The sequence below is a fragment of the Nonomuraea sp. NPDC050451 genome, from assembly GCF_044458585.1.
Genome location: NZ_JBITHZ010000007.1, coordinates 201,231 through 218,633 on the forward strand (window position 1 = coordinate 201,231; position 17,403 = coordinate 218,633).

A 17,403-nucleotide genomic window follows, 5' to 3' on the forward strand; every position below is an offset into this window, starting at 1 on the left:
CCCCCCGGAGGAACCCGATGCGTCCCGTGAAGTCCGGGCCCGACCCCGTCGCCGGCGCGCTCGCCGCCGACCGGCTCGGCGCGCCCTCGGTCGTCTACTTCGTGCTCTCCGCCGCGGCGCCGCTCACCGTCGTCGCGGGCGTGGTCACCACCGCATACGCGGTCACCGGGATCACCGGGCTGCCCATCGCGTTCCTGGTGGTCGGGGTGGTGCTGGCGGTCTTCGCGGTCGGGTACGTGGCGATGGCCCGCCACATGGCCAACGCGGGCGCGTTCTACACCTACATCAGCCGCGGCCTGGGCCGGCCCGCGGGCATCGCGGCGGCCTGGGTGGCGCTCATCGCGTACAACGCGCTACAGGTGGGCCTGTACGGCGCGTTCGGGACGGCGGCCACGCCGCTGCTGGAGCGCTGGCTGGGCCTCACGCCGCCCTGGTGGCTCGTCTCCCTGGTCGCGTGGGCGCTGGTCGCGGCCCTGGGCCTGATGCGGGTGGACGTCAACGGCCGCCTGCTGGCCGTGCTGCTGACCGCCGAGGTGGCGGTCATCCTGCTGTTCGACTTCGCGGATCTGGCCCATCCGGCGGCCGCCGGGTTCTCGATGGAGACGCTGTCGCCGGGCGCGCTGTTCGCGCCCGGAGTGGGGGCGCTGCTGGTGATCGCGACGTTGGGGTTCGTCGGGTTCGAGTCGTCCGTGGTGTTCTCGGAGGAGAGCCGGGAGCCGCGCCGTACGGTCCCGCTGGCCACCTACTCGGCCGTGGCGATCATCGCGGCCGTGTACGCGCTGTCATCGTGGGCGATGACGGTCGCCACCGGGCCCGCGAACATCGTGGCCGTCGCGAACCGCGACCAGGCCGACACCATCTTCAAGCTGGCCGGGGCGCACCTGGGCGACGCCGTGGTGGACATCGCCAGGGTGCTCTTCGTGACCAGCCTGTTCGCGGCGATGATCTCGTTCCACAACACCACCGCCCGCTACTTCTTCGCGCTCGGGCGGGAGCGGGTGCTGCCGGCCGTCTTCGGCCGGACGAGGGCGCGCAGCGGAGCGCCCAAGGCGGGCTCGATCGCCCAGAGCGTGTTCGGGCTGGCGGTCATCCTGGTCTACGCGGCGCTCGGGCTCGACCCGCTGGTGCAGCTGTTCTTCTACGGCGGCTCGTTCGGCGGGTTCGGAGTGCTGCTGCTGATCTTCGTGACGTCCGTCGCGGTGATCGTCTTCTTCGCCAGGGAGCCGGGCGGGGAGACGTTCTCGCGGCGGGTGGCCGCTCCGGTGCCGGCCGCGATCGCGCTGGCCGTGATGGTGTGGCTGGCGGTGACGAACTTCGGCGCGCTGCTCAACGTACCCGATGGTGATCCGCTGACCTGGATTCTGCCCGGTGTTTACGGGGTATCTGCGGTAATCGGGGTGATATGGGCGTTCATCCTGCGTGCCGGACAGCCCGCCGTTTACTCCCTGGTGGGGTTGGGCGCCAAGGCCGCGACCGCCCAGGACGGCGTTTGACGAGACGAGAGGAGCCTGGGCGATGAAACAGCAGACGTGGGCGATGCGGCCGGTCATCCGTCACGCGACGGCGGACGACGCGGGGCGGGTGGCGGAGCTCATCGCGACCGCCTTCTCCGGGCTGAAGGTGGTGCACTACCTCGTGCCGGAGCGCAGGGAACGGCACCGGGTCATGACCGCCAACTTCCGGATCCTCGTCGACCACGCCGTCGAGCACGGAGAGATCCACCTCATCGACGACGGGCCCGCGGTCGCGGTCTGGTTCCCGCGCACCGCGCCGCTGCCCCAGCCGGCCGACTACGACCGCCGCCTGACCGAGACCACGGGCGAGTGGGCCGAGCGCTTCCGCGTGCTCGACGAGCTGTTCGAGGCGAACCATCCGGCGGAGCCGTACCACTATCTGGCCTTCCTGGCGGTGCACCCGGACCGCCAGAACGAGGGGCTCGGCTCGGCGCTGCTGCGCTACCACCACGCCCGGCTGGGCGGCGTGCCCGCGTACCTGGAGGCCAGCGACCCGCGCAACCGCGACCTGTACGCGCGCCACGGCTACCTGCAAGGGGAGCCGTTCGCGCTGCCGGACGGGACCCTGTTCTGGCCGATGCGGCGTCCCTGAAAGTTTCACAGTTTCCGCAGGCCGTTGACGGGACGGCGACGGGAAAGGAGGATCGGAGGGCTCCGATTGGGAGCGCTCCCACCCCCTAAGGACCTCCATGACCCGAAGCCGGGCCGCCTTACTGGCCCTCCTCACCATGGTCGCCCTGTCCCCCGCCGCGACGGCACTGGCGGACGAGGGACCCGAGCAGATCGTCAACGGCACCTTCGACGCCGGCACCGCCCCCTGGTGGAGCACCGGCAACACCACCCTCGCCATAGACGCGGGCCGGCTCTGCGCCGACATCCCCGGCGGCACCGCCAACCCGTGGGACGTGATCATCGGCCAGAACGACATCCCGCTGGTGGCGGGCGACACGTACGCGTACCGGTTCAGCGCCTCGGCGACCCCCGCCAAAGTCGGCAAGGCGCTGATCCAGCTCCCGGTGGACCCGTGGACGCAGTACCTGTCGGCGAACCCGGAGCTGAGCGTCTCGGGCAACGACTACTCCTACACGTTCACCGCCCCCGTGTCGCTGCCCAACTCCCAGGTCGTCTTCCAACTGGGCGGCAGCGCCGAGCCATGGAGGTTCTGCATGGACAACGTGTCGCTCAAAGGCGGCGCCGAGCCCGAGGTGTACGAGCCGGACACGGGCCCGCGCGTCCGCGTGAACATGGTCGGCTATCTTCCCCAGGGCCCCAAGAACGCCACCGTGGTCACCGCCGCGACCACGGCCCTGGACTGGGAGCTCAAGAACGCCGACAAGCAGACGGTCGCCAAGGGCCGGACCACCCCCAGAGGCGTGGACGCCAGCTCCGGCCAGAACGTGCACACGCTCGATTTCGGCTCCTACCGCAAGCCCGGCAAGGACTACACGCTGACGGCCGACGGCGAGACGAGCCGGCCGTTCGACATCGCCGCGGACATCTACGACCAGCTCCCCACGGACGCGCTGAAGTTCTACTACACCCAGCGCAGCGGCATCGAGATCCTCGACAGCCTCAGGCCCGGCTACGGCCGGCCCGCCGGGCACGTCGGCGTCGCGCCGAACCAGGGCGACGTGAGCGTCCCCTGCCAGCCCGGCGTCTGCGACTACTCGCTCGACGTCAAGGGCGGCTGGTACGACGCCGGCGACCACGGCAAGTACGTCGTCAACGGCGGCATCTCGGTCTACCAGCTCATGGCCGCGTACGAGCGGGACAGGGCGGCCTTCAAGGATGGCCAGCTCGCCATCCCGGAGAGCGGCAACGGCAGACCGGACATCCTGGACGAGGCCCGCTGGGAGCAGGAGTTCCTGCTGAGCATGCAGGTGCCGGAGGGCAAGCCGTTCGCGGGCATGGCCCACCACAAGATCCACGACCGGAACTGGACGGGACTGCCGCTGCTGCCGCACCTGGACCCGCAGCCGCGCGAGCTGCACGCCACCTCCACGGCCGCCACGCTCAACCTCGCGGCGACCGCGGCCCAGGCGGCCAGGCTGTTCGCCCCGTACGACCCGGCGTTCGCGGCCAGGAACCTCAAGGCCGCCCGCAGGGCGTGGGCCGCGGCCAAGGCCGACCCGGCCAGGTACGCCGACCCGAACGACGGCACCGGCGGCGGCGCCTACAACGACGCCGACGTGAGCGACGAGTTCTACTGGGCGGCGGCCGAGCTGTTCATCACGACGGGCGAGAAGGAGTTCAAGGACTTCGTGCTGGCCTCGCCGCACCACACGGGCGACATCTGGCGTGAGCGCGGCTTCGACTGGGGCAACACCGCCCAGCTCGGCCGCCTCGACCTGGCGACGGTGCCCAACGCCCTCCCCGACCGGGCGCGGGTGCGGCAGTCCGTGGTCGAGGGGGCCGAGAAGTATCTGGCGATCCAGCGGGCGCACCCGTACGGGCTGCCGTACAACCCGCCGGACTTCGACTGGGGCTCGAACAACCTGGTGCTGAACAACCTGGTCGTCCTGGCCACGGCGTACGACCTGACCGGCCACGAGAAGTACCGGGCGGCCGTGCGCGAGGGCATGGACTACATCCTCGGCCGCAACGCGCTCAACCAGTCGTACGTGACCGGCTACGGCGAGGTCGCCTCGCACAACCAGCACAGCCGCTGGTACGCCCACCAGCTCGACCCGGCGCTGCCCAACCCGCCGCGCGGCACGCTGTCCGGCGGCCCGAACTCCGGCATCCAGGACCCGCTCGCGCAGCGGCTGCTGAAGGGCTGCAAGCCGCAGTTCTGCTACATCGACGACATCGAGTCGTGGGCGACGAACGAGCTGACCATCAACTGGAACTCCCCGCTGGCCTGGGTCTCCGCGTTCCTGACCGACAAGAGCGGGCGGTCCGACTGCCGGGTGCGCTACACGGCGCGCGGCTCGGGCACGTTCACCGGCCAGATCGTGATCGAGAACACCGGCAGGCAGACCGTGGACGGCTGGGCCCTGCGCTGGTCCTTCCTGGGCGGCCAGCGCGTCCGGCAGGACTGGGGCGCGGCGCTGTCGCAGTCCGGCTCGGTGGTGACGGCCAGGAGCTCCGGCAAGATCAAGCCGGGCAGGTCCGTGACCTTCGGCTTCGTGGCCACGAACCCCTCGGGCCCCAACCCGCCCCCTGAGGTCTTCCACCTGAACGGCGAGCGCTGCGGGTGACCCCGCCCGCGCCCGGCGGCCTCTCAGCGAGGGGCCGCCGGGCGTTGCGGACGCTCCGTTCAACGTAATAATCTGGGCCATGCCCAGGGGAACCTCAGAAGTCAGCGAGCCGATGTTCTTCGTGCTCGCCGCCCTACGCGCCGGCCCGCTGCACGGCCACGCGATCAGCAAGTCGATCAAAGAGCTGTCGGGCGGCCGCGTCCAGCCGTCGGTCGGCACCCTCTACGGCATCCTGGAGCGCCTGAACGAGCGGGGCGTGATCACCGTGGACCGGGAGGAGACGGTCAACGGCCGGAACAGACGCTACTTCCGGATCACCGACGAGGGACAGTCGCTGGTCGAGGCCGAGGCCAGGCGCATGCAGGAGGCCGCCTCCCTCGTGCTGCGCCCCATCACATGACCGCTACCGCGCCCCAGCCCATGACGTCCCTCGAACGGCGCTACCGCCGGCTGCTACTGGCGTACCCGAGGCAGTATCGCGCGGCGCACGGCGACGAGCTGGTCGACGTCCTGCTGGAGTCGGCCGACCCCGGCAGGAACGTCCCGGCGCTCAGGGAGGCGTGGGGCCTGCTGGTGGGCGGCGTGCGCAGCCGCATCGTCCACCTGGCGACGGGCAGCGCGTGGGAGGACGGCCTGCACCTGGGCATCACGGCCGTGGCGGCGGCGAACCTGGCGGCGCTGCTCCCCTACGCGGGCGCGGTGCCGCTGTGGACGCTGCTGTCGGCGCTCGCGCTGCTGGCCGTCCTGCGCGGGCGGCTGCCGGTGGCCTTCCTGCTCACGCTCGTCGCGGGCGTGAAGGCGGTCGCGGTCGCGGGCGGCCGGCAGGCGTTCGAGCTGACGCTGATGCCGGTGTACCCGTCGGTCCTCACCGACCGTGCCCTGTTCGCGGACAGCAGCCCCTTCGCCGTGGCCTTCGCGTACGCGGTGGTGCTGCTCGGGCTGCTGGTGCTCATGTCGAGAAGGCGGGAGGCGCCGCGGATCCGGTCATGGTGGTGGCCGGCGGCCGTGCTGGCCGTCGCGTGGGCGGGCCCGCAGTGGATGGAGCAGGACACGATGTTCCAGATCAGCCTGAGCCGGATCGCGGCGGAGGCGGCGGCGTTCGGGCTGGCCATAGCGGGCTGCTACCTGGCGCGCGACCTCCGGTGGGCGCTCGCGTCGGGCATCTACCTGCTGGTGAGGTCGGTCGAGCTGACCGTGAACGCCGATCAACTGACCAGGCAACATCTGGCCTACTGGGGCGTGCTGGCCGTGCTGGCCCTCGGGGCCGCCTCCGTGCCGTTCCGGAAGCGGCGGCACTGTCTGGATTGACCATGCTTCGTTAAACGGAGTATGGTCTCCCGCCATGACGAGGAAGACGCTGCCTACTGCGCTGCTCGCCCTGGCCGTCCTCTGCGGCTGCGGGGGCGTCGCAGAGACCGCCGCCCCGCACTCCCCCAGCGCGGCGGCGGCGGCCAAGGACAAGAAGCACCAGCTCGAAGCGGCCAAGGCCGACTGCATGAAGCAGAAGGGCTTCAAGTACGTCGCGTGGGTGAAGCCGGAGATGCCGCAGAGCGACGAGGACCGCCGCCGGGACGCGGGCGACTACCAGGCCATGCAGAAATATCGCGAAAAATACGGCTTCGGGGTCTTCGCCGAGTTCGTCTATCCCAAGGAGATGGACGCCCCGCAGGCCCAGATCGAACGCGGCGCCGCGGACCCGAACATGAAGATCCAGGGGTCGCTCTCCGAGGCTCAGCTGGGCGCCTACCACAAGGCCAAGGACGCCTGCATGGTCACGGTGGCCAAGCAGGTTCTCGGCGTGACTCTGAAGTCGAACCTCGACTACTACAACCAGATAGCCCTGACCAGGAAGCGCGCGACCGCCGGCACGCTCGACAGCGACCCCAAGCTGGTGGAGCTGGCAACCGCCATGGCCACCTGCCTGAAGGGCAAGGGCTACGCCGTCACTGACACCACCCCGACGGCTCTGGCGAAGCGCGGCGAGAACGTGTTCTTCAAGGAGCAGGACAAGGTGGGCCGGGAGCAGGACGACAGCGTGCCCGATGTCGCGCCTCCGGCGAAGAAGGACCAGGGCCAGCAGATCCACATGCCGTCGCTCACCGCCGAGCAGGCCAAGCCGTACCTGGCCAGGGAGATCAAGGCCGCGCTCGACGACCTGGAGTGCGGCAAGGACTTCTACCCGGTCTACACGCCGCGCAAGTCGGCGATCGACGCGCAGGTCAGGGCCCAGTTCGCCTACTGACACCCATGACTGGAGGACGGACTTCGCCATGCTCACCAGACTCACCGTGACCGCCACCGCCCTGCTGGCGCTGGCCGCGCTCTCCGGCTGCGGAAGCGCCACCGAGAGCGCCGCGCCCTCGCCCAGTTCGACCGCCGAGGGCAAGGAGGTTCAGATCGAGGCGGCCAAGGCCGACTGCATGAAGCAGAAGGGCTTCAAGTACGTCGCGTACGTGACGCCGCACAAGCCGGGGACCGAGGACGACAAGAGACGCGCTTCTGGCAACTACCAGGCGATGCGGAAATTTCGCGAGAAATACGGTTTCGGGGTCTTCGCTCAGCACGTCTATCCCAAAGAGATGGGAAGCGCGCCAACCAGCCCCGACAGCGAACCCAACCCCAACATGAAGATCCAGAACGCGCTCTCCAAGACGCAGATGCAGGCGTACCGGAAGGCGTTGGACGCCTGCCAGGTCTCGGCGGCCAACCAGGTCCTCGGCCTGAAGCTGAAGTCGACCGAAGACTTCTACGACGCGCAGTTCAAGGCGTCCGTCCGGGCCCGCAAGGGCAAGCTGAACACCGACCCCGAGCTGGTCGAGCTGGCCGCCGCCATGGCCACCTGCCTGAAGGGCAAGGGCTACACCGTCGGCGACACCACGCCGGTCACCATGTCCGAGCTGGGGCAGAAGACGTGGCTCGGCAAGGAGGACAAGCTGGGCCGCGAGCAGATGGACGACGTGCCCGACGCCGCTCCCCCCGCCAAGGACGACAAGGTGCCGATGTACTACGCGCCGACGCTCACCCCCGAGCAGGCCCGGCCCTACCTGGCCAAGGAGATCAGGGCGGCGCTCGACGACCTGGAGTGCGGCAAGGACTTCTACCCCGCCTTCCTGCCGAAGGAGCAGGCGGTCCAGGGGCAGGTCAGCGCCGAGTTCGGCATGTGAACGCCCTCATGAGGTCACCGCGCAAGCTCCTCGCCGGCGTCGTCGCCGGAGTAGTGATCATCGCGGGCGCCGGCTGGGCCGTGGGCTCCCGGCTCCGCTCCCCCGCCGACGAGGCGGCCCGCCGCGCCGCCCCGCGAGCCTCGCTCGTCACCGCCGCCGTCGAGCGCCGCAAGCTCGTCAGCACCGTCGTGGTCAGCGGCACGCTGGAGTACGGCTCGCCCCTGCCGGTCAGCCTGGCCGGGGCCGTCGGCGGCACGTCCGAGCAGCAGCGGGCCACCCGGTCGCCGCGCCAGGGCCGGCTCAAGGAGGGCGCGGTCTTCATGGAGGTCAACGGCCGCCCGGTGTTCGCGCTGCGCGGGTCCGTGCCGATGCACCGCACGATCGCCCCCGGCAGCAAGGGGGACGACGTCAAGCAGCTCCAGCGGGCGCTGCGCAGGCTGGGGTACGGCGGTCCCGTCTCCGGCGTGTTCGACCGGGCCACGATCGCCGCCGTCACCCGCATGTACACGAAGAAGGGATATGAGGCGCAGCAGCCGACGCTGACCGACCGGCAGACGTACGACACGCTGCGCAAGGCCGCGCAGACCGCCCAGGAGACCCTCGCCACCGAGAAGAAGGCGATGGACCAGGGGCGCGACGTGCTGCCGCTCAAGATGAGGCTGGCCAACGCCAAGTCGGACCTGAAGGCGGCGGAGCGCGCCCTCCAGGAGGCCGAGGCCCGGCTGGTGACGCCGGAGGACGAGACCAAGATGGCGGCGGCGGAGGCGGCCGTGCGCGCGGCGCAGGAGAAGCTCGCGGAGGCCGAGCAGGCGCTGGCCGCGGCCAGGAGCCAGCCCACGGCGGCCGCCACCGCCACCCCCCAGCCCACGGCCTCCACCGACACGAGCCTGCTGGAGCTGCGGGTCCAGAACGCCCAGGCCGACCTGGCGGCGGCCCTGGAGGCGCGCGAGCGGGTCGCGGAGGAGGCGCGGCAGGCCAGGGAGAAGAGCCTGGTGGAGCTGCGCAAGGCCGTGCGGACCGCGAAGGAGGCCAAGGCCACCGCCGAGCAGGCGCTGCGCCAGGCCAGGCAGCTCTCCCCGACCAAGCTCAAGGTGGCCAACGCCGGGAAGGACGTGGCGGCGGCCAAGGGGATGCTGGCCGAGTTCGCGCGTACGTACGGGACCTCCATCCCGCCCGGCGAGCTGGTGTTCCTGCCGAAGCTGCCCGCCCGGGTGCGCAAGGTCTCGGTGAAGCAGGGACAGCAGGTCGAGAAGGAGGTCGCCACGGTGACCAGCTCGGCGTTCATGGTGACGGGGTCGGTGGAGGCGACGGAGGCCGAACTTCTGCGCACGGGCATGGAGGCGGCCATCGAGCTCGACACGGGCAAGACGTACAAGGCGAGCCTCACCGCGGTCGGCGACCAGGCCAAGGTGCCCGGCGTCGAGGAGGCCAAGGACGGGTCGGAGCCCGTCCTGCTCACGCCCGCCTCGATGAAGGGGCTCAAGCCGGGGACCGCCGTGACGGCGCGGGTGACGGTGGGGGCCACCAAGGAGCCGGTGCTGGTCGTGCCGGTGGCGGCCGTGATCACGGGGGCCGACGGGAGGGCCCGGGTGCGGGTCGAGTACGCCACGGACAGGACCAGGGACGTCGAGGTGCGCACGGGGCTGACCGCCGACGGGAACGTCCAGGTCGCCGGCGCGCTCAAGGAGGGCGACCGGGTGGTGGTCAGCGGTGCCTGAGCCGGTGATCGCGCTGGCGGAGGTCAGCAGGGAGTTCCCCGCCGAACCGCCGGTCCGGGCGCTCGACCGCGTCACGCTCCAGGTGGACAGGGGCGACTACCTGGCCATCGTCGGCCCGTCGGGCTCGGGCAAGTCGACCCTCCTCAACGTGCTCGGCCTGCTCGACCGCCCCAGCTCGGGCAGCTACCGGCTCGACGGCACGGAGACCACGACCCTGCGCGACGGGGCCAGGACCAGGTTGCGCGGCGACCGGATCGGCTTCGTCTTCCAGTCCTTCCACCTGCTCTCCCACCGCAGCGTGGTCGAGAACGTCATGCTCGCCGAGATCTACGGGAAGCAAGGACGTAAGGGCAGGCGGGAGCGGGCCCTGGCGGCGTTGGAACGGGTCGGCCTCGGCCACCGGACCGGGTTCGCGCCCGACCGGCTGTCCGGGGGCGAACGCCAGCGCACGGCCATCGCCAGGGCCCTCATGGGCGAGCCGTCCCTGCTGCTTTGCGACGAGCCCACGGGCAACCTCGACAGCCGCAACACCGAATCGGTGCTCGGCCTGTTCGACGAGCTGCGGGAGCAGGGGATGACGCTCATGGTCATCACCCACGAGCAGGAGGTCAGCGAGCGGGCCGGGCGCCGCGTGCGGATCACCGACGGCATCCTGGTGGAGGAACGATGAGCATCCGAGACCTGCTCGGGGAGGCCGTGGCCGGCATGCTCGCCCGGCCGGTGCGTTCGGCGCTCACCACGCTCGGGACCGTGCTCGGCATCACCACGCTGGTCATCACGCTCGGCGTGGCCGCCACCGCGGGCAACCAGATCGTCGGCCGCTTCGACGCGCTGGTGGCCACGGCCATCACGGTGGAGGTGCCGGAGTCGCCGGACACGCCCCTCGTGGAGTGGGACGCGATCGACCGGCTGACCAGGTTGCGCGGCGTCGAGTCCGTCGCCGCCGTGGCCGAGTCGGACGACAGCGCGAACCTGTCCGTGCGCTCCAACGACATCGTGGACCCCACCAGGGTCACCGCGCAGTCGTTGACCGTGCTGGCCGCGACGACCGGGCTGCCCGAGGCGGCGCGCGGCAGGATGGTGCAGGGCAGGTTCTACGACCTCGGGCACATCGAGCGGCGCGACCGGGTGGCGGTGATCGGCGACCAGGCGGCCAAGCTGCTCGGCGTCGGCCGCCTCGACCGGGCGCCGGCCATCTTCATCGGCAAGCACGCGTACACGGTCATCGGCATCCTGGGCGACCTGCGCCGGGAGCGGAACCTGAGCACCGCCGTGTTCGTGCCGCCCACGGTGGGCAGGCAGTTCGGGCTGCGGGACGTCACCAGGGTACTGGTCAACACGAGCCTCGGCGCGGCGGACCTGGTGGCCCGGCAGGCGCCCACCGCGCTCAGCCCGGGGAACGGCGACATGCTGCAGGTGATCGCCCCGCCCAGCCCCACCAGGGCGCGTGACCAGGCGCAGGACGACGTGAACGCGCTCTTCCTGATCCTCGGCCTGGTCTCGCTCGTGGTCGGCGCGGTCGGCATCGCGAACGTCACGCTCGTCACCGTGATGGAACGCGTGCCGGAGATCGGCCTGCGCCGCTCGCTCGGGGCGGCCAGGCGGCACATCGCCGCCCAGTTCCTGCTGGAGTCGACGCTGATCGGCCTCGCGGGCGGCGTGATCGGCGCCAGCCTGGGTGTCGTCACGGTCGTCGCGGTGTCGGCCGCCAAGCAGTGGACGCCGCTGCTGGACGTGCGCCTCGCGGTCGCGGCGCCGGTGGCGGGGGCCGTGGTGGGCCTGCTGGCCGGGCTGTACCCGGCGCTGCGGGCGGCCAGGATGGAGCCGGTGGACGCGCTCAGATAGCGTAGACGGCCGACAGGAACCGTATGAGCACCGCCTCCCTGGCGGCCGCGGGCAGCGCGTCCAGGATCGCGTTGACCACCGCCATCTCCGGCTGCCCCGCCTCCGGCCGCAGGTCCACCCCCACGGAGGAGGCCAGTTCGGTGAAGGCCGCCTCGTCGAGCGCCTCCAGGTCCGTGACCGCCACCAGCTCGACCAGCCCCTCGGGCAGCACGACGGGCCCCCGCTCCCGGGCGGCCTCGGCCGACTCGGCGATCACCTTCAGCATGGCCTCGACCCCCGCCAGCGTCACTCCGGTGACCGTGATGTGCAGGTTGGCCGGGATCCCGGCATACGAGAGCTGCGGCTGAAGGAACCAGCCCCGCTCCCGCGCCTCGTCCGCCAGTACGAACACGTCGATCCCGTCTCCGGCGAACGCCACCAGCGACGACTCCGGCTCGCCGAGCACCCGCAGCCCGGGGATCCGCGCGAGCCCCTCGCGCAGCTTGACCGTCGCCTCCAGGGTGTCCCGGCCCAGCTCCAGGTAACCCTCCCTGCCCAGCGCCCGCAGCGTGGCCCAGGCGCCGCCGAGCGGCCCGGCCGACCTGGAGCTCTGCACGGTCGCGTTGACGATCGTGTAGCCGGGCCACGCGGCGGAGGCGAAGTACGCCTTGCGCCGCATCGCGGGATCGGCGAAGAGCACGACCGAGGCGCCCTTGGGGGCGTACCCGAACTTGTGCAGGTCGCACGAGAGCGACGTGACGCCCGGCACGGACAGGTCGAACGGCGGGACCGCCGCGCCCGCCTCGCGCAGCCACGGCAGCAGCCACCCGCCGACGCAGGCGTCCACGTGGCACGGCACTCCCGCCGCCGTGGCCACGGCGGCGACCTCCTCGATGGGGTCGATCACCCCTTGGGGGTAGGAGGGCGCGGAGGCGACGACCATGATCGTGTTCTCGTCGATCGCGTCGGCCACGTCCCGCGCCCGCACCTTGTACGTCTCCAGGTCCACCGGCACGGCGACGACCTCGACGCCGAGATAGTGGGCCGCCTTGTGGAAGGCGGGGTGGGCGCTCACCCCGAGCACCAGGTTCGGACGCTGCTTGCGGGCGGCGTCGCGGGCGGCCTTGACCGCCAGCATGATCGACTCGGTGCCGCCGCTGGTGAAGATGCCGTGGCCGCCGCCGAGCAGGTCCGCGACCGCGCCGACGACCTGCCGCTCCATCTCGACCACGCTGGGGAACGCGGTCGGGTCGAGGCAGTTGACTTCCAGCATCTCGAAGTAGGCCCGCGCCGCCGCCTCGTGGACCTCGGCCCGGCCGGTGTCGTAGACGTACGCCGTCACCTGGCCGCCGCGCACGGGTAAGTCGTGCGACCTCAGCCTGGCCACCTCGGCCAGCAGCTCCTCGGTCGTCCTTCCTGCGGGGTTCACGTGGACTCCTTCGTGGGGCGGGCCCTCGTCCGGGGCTCGCCCGGGAGGCCGAGCGTGCGATGGACGCTCAGGTGCAAATGGGAGCGGAAGCGGCGCAGGGCGGCCCGGTCGCCGGCGGCCCTGCGGCGGCCCTCCGCGTCCAGCACGCCCCCCTTGGCGAACCCGTGCACGGACCAGATGACCATCCACATCGAGTATTCGAGATCGACCTTCTCGTCGATCAGCCCGCTCTCGACCGCGGGCCGGACGGCGGCGGTCACCGAGGCCACCAGGGGCTGCACGTACTCGCGCTCCAGTTCGGTGATGTCACTGGCGTCGGAGAGCCAGCGGTGCATCCACAGGGCGGGCACCTCGGGGTTGTCCACGCAGAAGTCGAGGTAGTCGTCCAGCAGCCGGTGGATGGCCGCGACGGGGTCGTCGCCGGGCAGCCGGGCGAGGGCCAGGTCCAGGGCCGCCTTCTCCGCCCGGTGCGCCCGCTCCATGACGGCGAGATACAGCTCGCGCTTGCCGCCGACGTGGTAGTTGACGGTGGCGATGTTCATCCCCGCGGCCTCGGCGATCTGGCGCGTGGAGGTGCCGTCGAAGCCGAGGGCGGCGAACAGCTGCGTCGCGACCTTGAGGATCAGGTTGACCTGTCCGCTGTCCATGCGGCCGAAGGTAGTGCCACCCTCGCCTTTCGGTCAATCACTTGATGGAGAGCCGGCTCAGTCCGGCGCCCAGTACTTCACCATGATCTTGTCGAGGTGCTGCACCACCGGCTGCCAGCTCGGCGGCAGCGTGTAGCGGCTCACGCGGTGCTTCTTATAAACAAGCGTGTACTTAAGGAAGTCCGCCCCCGGCGGGCTGCCCTCGGACCGCCCGAGCTTCAGCCCTTTGAGGTACGTGCGCAGCCTGCGCTCCTCCTTGCCGGTGAGGCACTTGTCGACGGTCGGCCCCGTACGGCGACTGAGCCGCACACAGCCGTTCGTGTAGACGATCACATGGTCGCTCAGCCCCGCGAACCCGCCTTGCTTCCGGTAGTCGATCAGCACCTTCTTCGGCGCGACGACCGCCTGCGCGGGGGCCGGGGCCGCGGACAGGGTCAGGGCCGGCAGGAGCACCGGCACGAGCACGATTCGCCACATCTTCTTCACACCTACTTGGACGGATGGGAGCGCCGAACGGCTCACCCTCAGCCGAACTGGTCGACGTTCTCCTTCGTGGCCGGTTTCACGGGCACGGCCACCGCCTTCGGGATGCTCTCCCCCTTGGCGGCCCTCACCGCGGCGTCCACCGCCTGCTGCCCCAGCATCCTGGGCTGCTGGGCGACGGTGGCGGAGAGCGTGCCGGCCCGGACCGCCTTGATCGCGTCGGGTGTGCCGTCGAACCCGACCACCTTGACCTGCTGCCCGGCCCGGGAGTCCAGGGCCTTGATCGCGCCCAGCGCCATCTCGTCGTTCTCTGCGAACACGCCGGCGAGGCCGGGGTGCGACTGGATCAGGTTCGCCATGACGTCCAGGCCCTTGGTCCGGTCGAAGTCCGCCGGCTGCCGGGCCACGACCTTGATGTTCGGGTACGCGGCGATGCCCTCGGCGAACCCCCTGCCGCGGTCGCGGGAGGCGGAGGTGCCCGGCACGCCCTGGAGCACGGCCACGTTCCCCTTCTCGCCGAGCAGCCTGGCCAGCTCCTGGGCGGCGGCCCGCCCGCCGGCCACGTTGTCGGAGGCCACGGTCTGGACCACGTCGGCGCCGTTGACGCCGCGGTCGGCGGCGATCACCGGGATGGCGGCACGGTCGGCCGCCTTGACCGCGGGGGCGGCCGCGTCGGAGTCGACCGGGTTGATGATGATCGCCTTCATGTTCTGGCTGGTGAAGTTCTGGACCTGGTTCACCTGCTGCGACGGGTCGTTCTGGGCGTCGGTGACGGTCAGCGTGGCGCCCAGCTTCTTCGCCTCGGCCTGCGCGCCGTCCCGGAACTGCACGAAGTACGGGTTGTTCAGCGTCGACACCGACAGGCCGATCTTGATCTCGCCCGCGGCTCCCCCGCCGCCGCACGCGGTCAGGGCGGCCAGCGCGGCACCCGCTATGAGCATCCGCATTGATCATTCCCCCTAAGTGGTTCCCCTGCGCCGCAGGGTGTCGACGAGCACCGCCAGGGCGATGACCACACCGATGACGAGCTGCTGCCAGAACGCCGAGACCGACAGCAGGTTCAGGCCGTTGCGCAGGACGGCCAGGATGAGCGCGCCGACGAACGTGCCGAGCGCCCTGCCCTTCCCCCCGGACAGGCTGGCGCCGCCGATCACGACGGCCGCGATGGCGTCGAGCTCGTACCCGGCCGCGGCCTGCGGCTGCGCCGAGGCCAGGCGGCTGGCCAGCACGATCCCGGCCACCGCCGCGAATCCGCCGGCCAGCGCGTACGTGATGAGCTTCTGGCGGTCGACCTTGATGCCCGACAGGCGGGCGGCCTCCTCGTTGCCGCCGATGGCGTACATGGCGCGGCCCGCGTACGTGCGGTTGAGTATCACGGCGGCGATCACCCCCATGACCACCATCACGATCACGGGGACCGGCAGAAATCCGCCGACCGTGTCGCCCAGGTGCGAGACGGCGTCCGGCATCGGGATCGGGCTGCCCTGCGAGATGACCAGGGCCAGGCCGCGGGCGATGCCGAGCATGGCCAGCGTGGCGATGAACGGCGGCAGCTTGCCGTACGCGATCAGGACCGCGTTGACCAGCCCGCACGCCACCGCGACCACCAGGGACACCAGGGTGGCCAGCGGCCACGGGAGGCCGGCGACGGTGGCGGTCCAGGCCAGGACGATCGCGGAGAGCGCCGCGACCGAGCCCACGGACAGGTCGATGCCGCTCGTCACGATCACGAACGTCTGCCCGAACGCCAGGATCGCGGTGACGGCGGCCTGGACGCCGACATTGAGCAGGTTCGTCACGCTCAGGAAGTCGGACGACAGCAGCGACAGCGCCACGACCAGCACCACGAGCGCCGCCAGCGCGCCGTTCTCGGCGAACCAGGCGGCCGCCGGCGACCGGCGGCCCAGGAGCGCGTCACTCGGCACGGGAACCCTCCACCTCCGCGACGGCCAGGGCCATCACGTCGTCCTGCGTGGCCCCGGCCGCGCGCAGCTCGCCGACGAGCCGCCCCCGCGCCATGACCAGGATCCGATCGCTCATCCCGAGGACCTCTGGCAGGTCGCTGGAGACCATCAGAACGGCGTCCCCTTCGGCCGTGAGCTCGTTGACCAGCTCGTAGATCTCGACCTTGGCGCCGACGTCGATGCCGCGCGTCGGCTCGTCGAGGATGAGCACGCGGGCGTCCGCCACCAGCCACTTGCCGATGACGACCTTCTGCTGGTTGCCGCCGGAGAGCGTGCGCACCTCCTGGTCCAGCCCGGCCATCCGGATGCCGAGCCGCTCGGCCGCCTTCGCGGCGGCCGAGCGCAACCTGGAACGGTCCACGAATCCGCCCCGGGTGGCGTCGCGCATGGTGACCAGGCCGAGGTTCTCGGCGACGCCCGCCTGCGGCACCAGGCCCTGGCCCTTGCGGTCCTCGGGCACGAGGCCGAGCCCAGCCTCCATGGCGGCGTGCACGTCGCCGGGCGGCAGCCGCGTCCCCCGCACGGTGACCTCGCCCGCGTCGTAGTGGTCCGCCCCGAACACCGCCCGCACCACCTCCGTGCGGCCCGCGCCCACGAGCCCGGCCATCCCGACCACCTCACCCGCCCGCACCTCGAACGACACGTCGCCGAACGCGCCCCTGCGGGTCAGCCCGGACACCTTGAGCAGCGAATCGCCTCGCCTGGCCGGCCGCCGCGGGTACTGCTGGTCGACGGGCCGCCCGACCATGAGGGCGACCAGCTCGTCCCTGCCGGTGTCCGCCGGGACCCGGGCCACGGACCTGCCGTCGCGCAGCACGGTCACGCGGTCGCCGATCTCGGCGATCTCCTCCAGGTGATGGGTGATGAACACGACCGCCACGCCCTCGTCGCGCAGTTGCCGCACGATCGCGAACAGCCGGGCGACCTCGCCAGTGGTGAGCACGGCGGTGGGCTCGTCCATGATCAGCACCCGGGTGTCCAGGGCCAGCGCCTTGGCGATCTCGATCATCTGCATGCGCGCGATGCCCAGCCTGGCGACCGGCGTACGCGGGTGCACGTCCACGCCGACCCGGTCCAGCAGGCTCTTGGCCTGCTCCTCCATGCGCCCGGTGGCCACGAACCCGAACCTGCGCGGCGGGCGGCCGAGCGCGAGGTTCTCCGCGACCGTGAGCTCGGGGACGAGGTTGAACTCCTGGTAGATGGTGGAGATCCCCAGCCGCTGCGCGTCGCCCGCGGTGCGGAGGTGCACCGGGCGGCCGTCCATCAGGATGCGGCCCTCGTCGGGGTGGTAGGCGCCGGAGAGGATCTTGATCAGCGTGCTCTTGCCCGCGCCGTTCTCGCCCAGCAGGGCGTGCACCTCGCCGGTGCGCAGGCCCAGGTCCACACCGTCGAGGGCGACCACGCCGGGGAAGGTCTTGCGCAGCCCCTCGGCCTTGAGAATCTCCTCGCTCACGTGGTGG

General features: G+C 71.3%; 16 protein-coding genes. 10 read left to right on the forward strand and 6 right to left on the reverse strand.

Annotated features, from left to right (window positions below; all coding sequences use genetic code 11):
- Positions 1-17 precede the first annotated feature (17 nt).
- The 10 genes from ACIBI9_RS23960 (at position 18) to ACIBI9_RS24005 (ending at position 11,441) form a co-directional block, all read left to right on the forward strand.
- Positions 18-1,493, forward strand: coding sequence for an APC family permease (locus tag ACIBI9_RS23960; RefSeq protein ID WP_397224383.1), 1,476 nt, complete (start codon positions 18-20; stop codon positions 1,491-1,493).
- 22 nt (positions 1,494-1,515) lie between these two features.
- Positions 1,516-2,106, forward strand: coding sequence for a GNAT family N-acetyltransferase (locus tag ACIBI9_RS23965; RefSeq protein ID WP_397224384.1), 591 nt, complete (start codon positions 1,516-1,518; stop codon positions 2,104-2,106).
- A 97-nt stretch (positions 2,107-2,203) separates the two neighbouring features.
- Complete coding sequence (locus ACIBI9_RS23970; RefSeq protein ID WP_397224385.1) at positions 2,204-4,714, forward strand: glycoside hydrolase family 9 protein; 2,511 nt, start codon at positions 2,204-2,206, stop codon at positions 4,712-4,714.
- A gap of 79 nt (positions 4,715-4,793) precedes the next feature.
- Positions 4,794-5,114 carry a PadR family transcriptional regulator gene (locus ACIBI9_RS23975; protein WP_394497772.1) on the forward strand — a complete coding sequence of 107 codons (321 nt, stop codon included), beginning with the start codon at positions 4,794-4,796 and terminating at the stop codon, positions 5,112-5,114.
- Complete coding sequence (locus tag ACIBI9_RS23980) at positions 5,111-6,022, forward strand: hypothetical protein (protein ID WP_397224386.1); 912 nt, start codon at positions 5,111-5,113, stop codon at positions 6,020-6,022. The genes ACIBI9_RS23975 and ACIBI9_RS23980 overlap by 4 nt, the downstream gene beginning before the upstream one ends.
- Before the next feature lie 34 nt (positions 6,023-6,056).
- Positions 6,057-6,956: a hypothetical protein gene (locus ACIBI9_RS23985; protein WP_397224387.1), complete on the forward strand. Its 900-nt coding sequence runs from the start codon at positions 6,057-6,059 to the stop codon at positions 6,954-6,956.
- 28 nt (positions 6,957-6,984) lie between these two features.
- Positions 6,985-7,878: a hypothetical protein gene (locus tag ACIBI9_RS23990; RefSeq protein ID WP_397224388.1), complete on the forward strand. Its 894-nt coding sequence runs from the start codon at positions 6,985-6,987 to the stop codon at positions 7,876-7,878.
- 8 nt (positions 7,879-7,886) lie between these two features.
- Complete coding sequence (locus ACIBI9_RS23995; protein WP_397224389.1) at positions 7,887-9,596, forward strand: peptidoglycan-binding protein; 1,710 nt, start codon at positions 7,887-7,889, stop codon at positions 9,594-9,596.
- On the forward strand, positions 9,589-10,266 hold the full coding sequence (locus ACIBI9_RS24000; protein WP_397224390.1) for an ABC transporter ATP-binding protein: 678 nt from the start codon (positions 9,589-9,591) through the stop codon (positions 10,264-10,266). Before ACIBI9_RS23995 ends, ACIBI9_RS24000 begins: the two co-directional genes overlap by 8 nt.
- Positions 10,263-11,441, forward strand: a complete 1,179-nt coding sequence (locus ACIBI9_RS24005; protein ID WP_397224391.1) for an ABC transporter permease — start codon at positions 10,263-10,265, stop codon at positions 11,439-11,441. Before ACIBI9_RS24000 ends, ACIBI9_RS24005 begins: the two co-directional genes overlap by 4 nt.
- Here ACIBI9_RS24005 and ACIBI9_RS24010 read toward each other — a convergent pair.
- Genes ACIBI9_RS24010 through ACIBI9_RS24035 form a run of 6 tightly spaced genes read right to left on the reverse strand, consistent with a single transcriptional unit; the run spans position 11,434 to position 17,396 of the window.
- Positions 11,434-12,849 carry a pyridoxal phosphate-dependent decarboxylase family protein gene (locus ACIBI9_RS24010; protein ID WP_397224392.1) on the reverse strand — a complete coding sequence of 472 codons (1,416 nt, stop codon included), beginning with the start codon at positions 12,847-12,849 and terminating at the stop codon, positions 11,434-11,436. The genes ACIBI9_RS24005 and ACIBI9_RS24010 overlap by 8 nt on opposite strands.
- Positions 12,846-13,496, reverse strand: a complete 651-nt coding sequence (locus tag ACIBI9_RS24015) for a TetR/AcrR family transcriptional regulator (RefSeq protein WP_397224393.1) — start codon at positions 13,494-13,496, stop codon at positions 12,846-12,848. The genes ACIBI9_RS24010 and ACIBI9_RS24015 overlap by 4 nt, the downstream gene beginning before the upstream one ends.
- 57 nt (positions 13,497-13,553) lie before the next feature.
- Positions 13,554-13,973 carry a hypothetical protein gene (locus ACIBI9_RS24020; RefSeq protein WP_397224394.1) on the reverse strand — a complete coding sequence of 140 codons (420 nt, stop codon included), beginning with the start codon at positions 13,971-13,973 and terminating at the stop codon, positions 13,554-13,556.
- A 47-nt stretch (positions 13,974-14,020) separates the two neighbouring features.
- The gene (locus ACIBI9_RS24025) at positions 14,021-14,920 is read right to left on the reverse strand and encodes a D-ribose ABC transporter substrate-binding protein (RefSeq protein WP_397224395.1); all 900 of its coding nucleotides are present in this window, start codon (positions 14,918-14,920) and stop codon (positions 14,021-14,023) included.
- An 18-nt stretch (positions 14,921-14,938) separates the two neighbouring features.
- Positions 14,939-15,904, reverse strand: coding sequence for an ABC transporter permease (locus tag ACIBI9_RS24030; protein WP_397224396.1), 966 nt, complete (start codon positions 15,902-15,904; stop codon positions 14,939-14,941).
- The gene (locus tag ACIBI9_RS24035) at positions 15,894-17,396 is read right to left on the reverse strand and encodes a sugar ABC transporter ATP-binding protein (RefSeq protein ID WP_397224397.1); all 1,503 of its coding nucleotides are present in this window, start codon (positions 17,394-17,396) and stop codon (positions 15,894-15,896) included. The genes ACIBI9_RS24030 and ACIBI9_RS24035 overlap by 11 nt, the downstream gene beginning before the upstream one ends.
- Between the last annotated feature and the right edge of the window lie 7 nt (positions 17,397-17,403).